Here is a 2,492-nt window from a genome sequence, read left to right as displayed (position 1 = left end):
AAAAAAGGAAAAAATATTACATGGATACACGGACCATTAGATGATTTTGACTATAAAAATAAAAAGAATATTTTAAAAAAAATTGTTAGCTTTTATTTATATAAAAGACAAGATAAAGCATTTAAAGTAAGTAATAACATTATTGTTATATCAAATACTGTTTATAATTCTGTAATCTCTCTTTATCCTAAATATAAGGATAAAATAGTAAAAATATATAATGGATATGATATTGAAACAATTAAAAATAAGGCAAGTGAAAATAGTATAGAATTTGATGTGCCAACTATAATATCTATAGGAAGATTAGATAAAAATAAGAACCATAAAATTTTAATAGAATCTTGTTGTAAGTTAAAGGAAAAGATAAAAGAATTTCAGATAGTTATTATTGGTGAAGGCGAAGAGAGAGAAGCACTTGAAAAACTAATAAGAGAATTAAATGTAGAAAAGTATGTTAAATTATATGGATATAAGTCTAATCCTTATCCCTATATAAAGCATGCAAGTGTATTGGTAATGACCTCATTTAGTGAAGGATTTCCAACTGTAGTTGCAGAAGCTATGGCTCTTAAAACCCCAGTTATTATGACCAAGGTTTCAGGAAGTGAAGAACTTATCCAAAATGGTAAGTGTGGGATATTGGTAGAAAGAAATTCGGAAGCAATTACTGAGGCAATTCTAAAGATATTATTAGAAAACAATAATATTAATGTTGTTGTTAATAAAGCATATGAGAACATTAATAAATATTCATTAAAAAGACAAGCAATTGAATTTGAAAATATTTTTAATTTATAAAGTTTTATTGGTGGGGGAAATGTTATATGCATAAGGCAACTTTAAGAGAAGCTCAAATACTTATGAAAACTATATTAAGAGATATTGATAATATTTGTAGAGAAAATGATATTTCTTATTGGATAGAATCGGGAACTATGGTAGGTGCGAAAAGACATAATGGATTTATTCCATGGGATGATGATATTGATATTGGAATGATGAGAAAAGATTATGAAAGATTTTTAGAATTAGCACCAAGTTATTTACCAGATGATTTATTTTTACAAAATGCACAATTAGATAATGGAGTAGAGAATTCTTGGAGTAAGGTAAGACATAAATATAGCAAATTAATAGAAGAAGATGATGCTGAATATCATGAAGGATTATTTGTTGATATTTTCCCATATGATTTTTATGAGTGTAATTTGAAAGATAAATCATATATAAGAAAAAAAATATCAGAAATCAATTATTTAATGTTATTTAAATCAAAGTTAACTTATGAAAAAAATATAGTTGAAAATTTAAAAAGGGTAATTGCTAAAGTTTATAAACAAATTTTAATAAGAAAAGATTTAAATCAGTTTTGTGTTGATAGGCAAAAAAAAGCTACTAATGGAATAAAAAAAGAAAATGGTAAATTTGTTGGTTACGGAAGTGAGATTGGAGAATTTGACTTTGATAGGTATATGGAAAAAGATATAATTTTTCCTATAAAAGAAGGTAACTTTGAAGATATAAAAGTTAAAATACCTAACGATAGTCATAGGTATTTAAGTACTATATATGGGGAAAGGTATATGGATATACCTAAGGTTGAAGATAGATATAATCATAATAAAGGTATTTATATTTATAAAACTAGGAAATAAAATTTAAGTTATTTGTTAATATATAAAAGATTGAATAGGGGATTATAGTATGAAGGGAATAATATTAGCAGGTGGATCTGGTACACGTCTTTATCCAGTAACAAAATCCATGTCAAAGCAAATGGCACCAATATATGATAAGCCAATGATTTATTATCCAATGTCTGTTTTAATGTTAGCAGGAATAAAAGATATTCTTATAATATCAACACCAAGGGATATAGTAAATTTTAAGGAACTATTTAAAGATGGTTCAGAATTTGGATTGAACATAGAATATGCAATTCAAGAAAAGCCAAATGGATTAGCAGAAGCATTTATAATAGGTGAAGATTTTATAGGTGAAGATAATGTTGCAATGATATTAGGTGATAATATATTTTATGGACAAAGATTTAGTTCGCATTTAAAGGCAGCAGCATCTTTAGAAAAGGGAGCAATGATATTTGGATATTATGTACAAGATCCAAGAGCGTTTGGTGTTGTTGGTTTTGATGAAAATAGTAAGGTAACCTCTTTAGAAGAAAAACCAGAAAAACCAAAATCAAAATATGCAGTGCCAGGTCTTTATTTCTATGATAACTCAGTAGTAGAGAAAGCAAAGGCATTAAAACCATCACCAAGAGGTGAACTTGAAATAACTGATTTAAATAAAGTTTATATGGAAGAAGGGACTTTAAAAGTAGACTTATTAGGTAGAGGAATGGCATGGCTTGATACAGGAACTCACGTATCAATGTTAAAAGCATCTAATTTCGTTGAAGCAGTACAAACAACTCAAGGAACATTTATAGCTTGTTTAGAGGAAATTGCTTATAGACAAGGATGGATTTC

Annotated in this window: 3 protein-coding genes; all 3 read left to right on the top strand. The window is 27.1% G+C overall.

Going from position 1 to position 2,492, the window contains the following annotated elements:
• A partial coding sequence (locus I2E98_RS15670) for a glycosyltransferase (RefSeq protein WP_195469797.1) occupies positions 1-801 on the top strand: 801 nt, incomplete at its 5' end.
• 26 nt (positions 802-827) lie between these two features.
• Complete coding sequence (locus I2E98_RS15665) at positions 828-1,658, top strand: LicD family protein (protein ID WP_195469796.1); 831 nt, start codon at positions 828-830, stop codon at positions 1,656-1,658.
• Positions 1,659-1,707: 49 nt separating this feature from the next.
• The coding region (gene rfbA / locus I2E98_RS15660) for a glucose-1-phosphate thymidylyltransferase RfbA (protein ID WP_195469795.1) at positions 1,708-2,492 on the top strand (785 nt) is incomplete at its 3' end.

Source organism: Clostridium sp. D43t1_170807_H7 (assembly GCF_015555905.1).
Lineage (GTDB): Bacteria > Bacillota > Clostridia > Clostridiales > Clostridiaceae > Clostridium.
Note: the sequence above shows the minus strand (reverse complement) of the source record. Positions and strands in the feature narration are given on the sequence as shown.